Here is a 3,096-nt window from a genome sequence, read left to right as displayed (position 1 = left end):
GGCGAGGAGTCAGTTTCCGGGGCGGGGGAAGGCCGTTGAGGTGAGGTCCTCGGAGAGGTTCCACAACTGGCGGGCCAGGGACGGGTCCTGGGCGGTGGGGGTGCGGCCGACCCGGGTGGGGTGGCCGCGGAGTTCGCCCCGGCCGTCGGGGCCGATGTAGGCGGCGCCTTCGAGGTGCTGGGTGGCCGCGAAGAGGGTCGGGAGGGCGCCGGCCGGGGCGTCCTGCATGGCCAGACGGCCGACGGCTTTGGCGACCAGGGTCATGAACGGGCCCAGATGGCGGTTCAGACCGGTGGTCGCCGCGCCCGGGTGGGCGGCGACAGCGAGCAGCGGGGAGCCGGCCTCTGTCAGGCGGCGCTGTAGTTCGAGGGTGAAGAGCAGGTTGGCGAGCTTCGACTGTCCGTAGGCGGCGGAGGCGCGGTAGGGGCGGCGCCGCCAGTTCGGGTCGTCCAGGTCGAGCGCGGCGTTCTTGTGGGCGTTGGACGCGATGGTGACCACGCGGTCGGTGATCCGGGGGAGCAGCAGGTTCGTCAGCGCGAAGTGGCCCAGGTGGTTGGTGCCGAAGTGGGTCTCGAAGCCGTCGGCGGTACGGCCGGGCGGGACGTTGGCCACGCCCGCGTTGTTGATCAGGATGTCGACCGGGCGGTCCCAGGAGGCGGCGAAGCCGCGGACGGAGGCGAGGTCGGCGAGGTCGAGGGTGCGGATTTCGACGGTGCCGGCCGGGCGGCCGTGCTGCGGGGCGGCGCCGGTGCCCGCGTCGGTGGCCGGGACGTTGGCCGCGTCGGTAGCCGTGCCGGTGCCGGTGGCCGCGTCGGTGGAGGTCATGCTTGCGGCTGCCTCGCGGGTGCGCTCGGCATTCCGTACGGCCATGACGACATGCGCCCCCGCGGACACGAGCGCCCGGGCGGTCTCCAGGCCGATACCGCTGCCCGCGCCGGTGATGATCACGGTACGGCCGGTCTGGGGCGGCAGATCGGCGAGCGTCCAGGGGGCGGCGGGTCGGAGGGTGGGGTGTGAGCTGGTCATGGCTGCAAAGTAGTCACTGGATACATTGTAGTCAATGGAAACATCTGGATAGGGTGGCCGGGTGACCGCACCCCGGCCGTACCACCATGGCGACCTCCGCACCGCGCTGCTGCGGCAGGCGGAACGTACCCTCGCCGAACACGGCGCCGACGGCCTCTCCCTGCGGGAACTCGCCCGCGAGGCCGGCGTCAGCCATGCCGCGCCGCGCCGGCACTTCCCCGACAAGCGGGCGCTGCTCGACGCCCTCGCCGAGGTGGGGTACGAGCGGCTCGGCCGCAGGCTCGACGCGGCGCTGAACGACGCCGGGGGCGATTTCGCCGAGCGGTTGGTGCTCTTCGCGCTGGTGTATGTGGAGTTCGCCGTCGAGCACCGGGAGCTGCTCCGGCTGATGCACGGCTCGAAGGAGGGTTCGCGCGGCGACCGGTTGCGGGAGGCCAACGACAGGGCGTTCGCCGCGCCCGTACGGCTGCTCGCGGAGGCGCGGGCGCGGGGGGACATCGACCCCGATGCGTCGGGGCGGGCCGATATGACGGTGCTGGCGCTGTTGCAGGGGCTCGCGGTGCTCGCGTCCACCGGAATGGCCGCCGGGGCGGACGGTGCAAAGCCCTTCGGGGAGCTGGTGTCCGGTGCGGTCGAGACGTTGCTGGCGGGCTTGCGGCCGCGGTGATGCGGGCTGTACCGCGGTGAACCGGGCGGTTGGCGTCAGTGGGTGTAGTCCTTGAGCTCCTCGGTCTCCAGTGTGATGCCCACGGGGTCGGGGAGCTTCACGGCCGAGCCGTACGCGTACAGGGCGCGGCTCTCGTACCCACCGCCTCGCGGCTCGCTGTACACCAGCAGTTCCTGGGCGTCCCGGTCGATGAGGAGATAGACGGGGATGCCGGCCGCTGCGTAGCCGTCGCGTTTGTCGATGCGGTCTCGACGGTTCGTGTCGTAGTCGTGGGAGGTGACCTCGACGGTCATCAGTACGCCGTCAGGGCTGGCCCACTCGCCCTGACCGACGAAGTGGTTGCGAGGCGTCAGCGCTCCGTCCGGGCGGGCACGACCGGCGCGGTAGGCGTCAATGAGCAGTCCTTGTTCCGGATACAGGCGCAGATCGGAACGCTGCTGAAGGCAGCGCTCCAGCAACCACATGACGATGGCTCCGTGATCGCCGTCGGGCACGGGTTTGACCTCAAGCTTTCCGTTGATGAATTCGAGCCGCACGGTCTCGGGGGCCTTGCGGGCGAGCTCTTCGAAGTCCTCGATGGACATCTGCGGCCGCACCTCGATGCCGGGGCTGGAGTTGAAGCTGGGGCTGGCGCTGGGGGTCATGGTGTCGCCTCCTCCCCCACATGGTGCCTCGGTTTCGTGTCGGCGGACGGCCTGAACCGTCATACGCGAGTCCCTTCGAATCGAATGGCGCTTCGTTCTGCCGGGGACACTAGAACGCGGGCACTCTGTGTGACAAGTTGACTGCTCATGGTTAAGGGCCGGGCAGGGTCAGGCGCGGGCTCGGCGGTGGGCGGCTACTCGTTCTCGGGTGGCGCAGCGGCGGGAGCAGTAGCGGCGGGGGAGGCCGCTGCCCTGGGTGACATATACGTTCCGGCAACCGGCCGACGCGCAGATTCCGCCGGGCGGGTGCTGCCGGTCCCAGACGAGAACGGTCAGTGCGAGGCACGACGAGGCGAGCAGCCACTCGGCCCACGGCGCGTCGTCCGTGCTGTCCAGGTGCGGGTGCCAGGTGGTCAGACCGTCGTGCGAGGTGAGACGGAGGGGGCCGGGGCTCAGGCGCAGCAGGCGGTTGAGCGAGGCGGCGGCGGAGACGACGTCCTCGGCGGCGAAGACCTCGCGGAGCTTCAGCGCGACGGCGCGCATGTCGGCGATGTCCTGGACGGAGAGTTCGATGGGCTCGGCTTCGCCGTGCTCGCGCAGGACTTCGGTGACGGCGCGGATCGCATCGGCCGCGTTGACCGCATCGGCCGCGTCGGCTGTTGGGCTTTCGTGGCTGGCGAGGGCGTTGATGAGGGCGGCGGTTCGCAGGGCGGTGGTCGAGGGCTTCGGGTGCGGGGCCTTCGGGGCTGGGTGCGGGGG

Annotated in this window: 4 protein-coding genes; 1 reads left to right on the top strand and 3 read right to left on the bottom strand. The window is 71.1% G+C overall.

Going from position 1 to position 3,096, the window contains the following annotated elements:
* Positions 1-9 precede the first annotated feature (9 nt).
* Positions 10-1,026 carry an SDR family NAD(P)-dependent oxidoreductase gene (locus tag WH07_RS35065; RefSeq protein WP_046509151.1) on the bottom strand — a complete coding sequence of 339 codons (1,017 nt, stop codon included), beginning with the start codon at positions 1,024-1,026 and terminating at the stop codon, positions 10-12.
* A 61-nt stretch (positions 1,027-1,087) separates the two neighbouring features.
* Here WH07_RS35065 and WH07_RS35060 point away from each other — a divergent pair, with 61 nt between their 5' ends.
* Entirely contained in the window at positions 1,088-1,693 is a 606-nt protein-coding gene (locus WH07_RS35060; RefSeq protein WP_046509150.1) for a TetR/AcrR family transcriptional regulator, read from the top strand.
* A 35-nt stretch (positions 1,694-1,728) separates the two neighbouring features.
* Here the strand turns inward: WH07_RS35060 and WH07_RS35055 are convergent, their stop codons facing one another.
* Together WH07_RS35055 and WH07_RS35050 are read right to left on the bottom strand one after the other, a co-directional pair.
* Positions 1,729-2,337, bottom strand: a complete 609-nt coding sequence (locus WH07_RS35055) for a Uma2 family endonuclease (RefSeq protein WP_046509148.1) — start codon at positions 2,335-2,337, stop codon at positions 1,729-1,731.
* Positions 2,338-2,505: 168 nt separating this feature from the next.
* Positions 2,506-3,045: a CGNR zinc finger domain-containing protein gene (locus WH07_RS35050; RefSeq protein WP_079023814.1), complete on the bottom strand. Its 540-nt coding sequence runs from the start codon at positions 3,043-3,045 to the stop codon at positions 2,506-2,508.
* Positions 3,046-3,096: the final 51 nt, after the last annotated feature.

The sequence above is a fragment of the Streptomyces odonnellii genome, from assembly GCF_000981895.1.
Lineage (GTDB): Bacteria > Actinomycetota > Actinomycetes > Streptomycetales > Streptomycetaceae > Streptomyces > Streptomyces odonnellii.
This window is presented reverse-complemented; position numbering and strand designations above follow the sequence as displayed.

What these genes read in the sequence shown, in the direction of transcription:
- WH07_RS35065 (WP_046509151.1), bottom strand. Translation starts at nt 1,026, where the DNA reads ATGACCAGCTCACACCCCACCCTCCGACCCGCCGCCCCCTGGACGCTC.
- WH07_RS35055 (WP_046509148.1), bottom strand. Translation starts at nt 2,337, where the DNA reads ATGACCCCCAGCGCCAGCCCCAGCTTCAACTCCAGCCCCGGCATCGAG.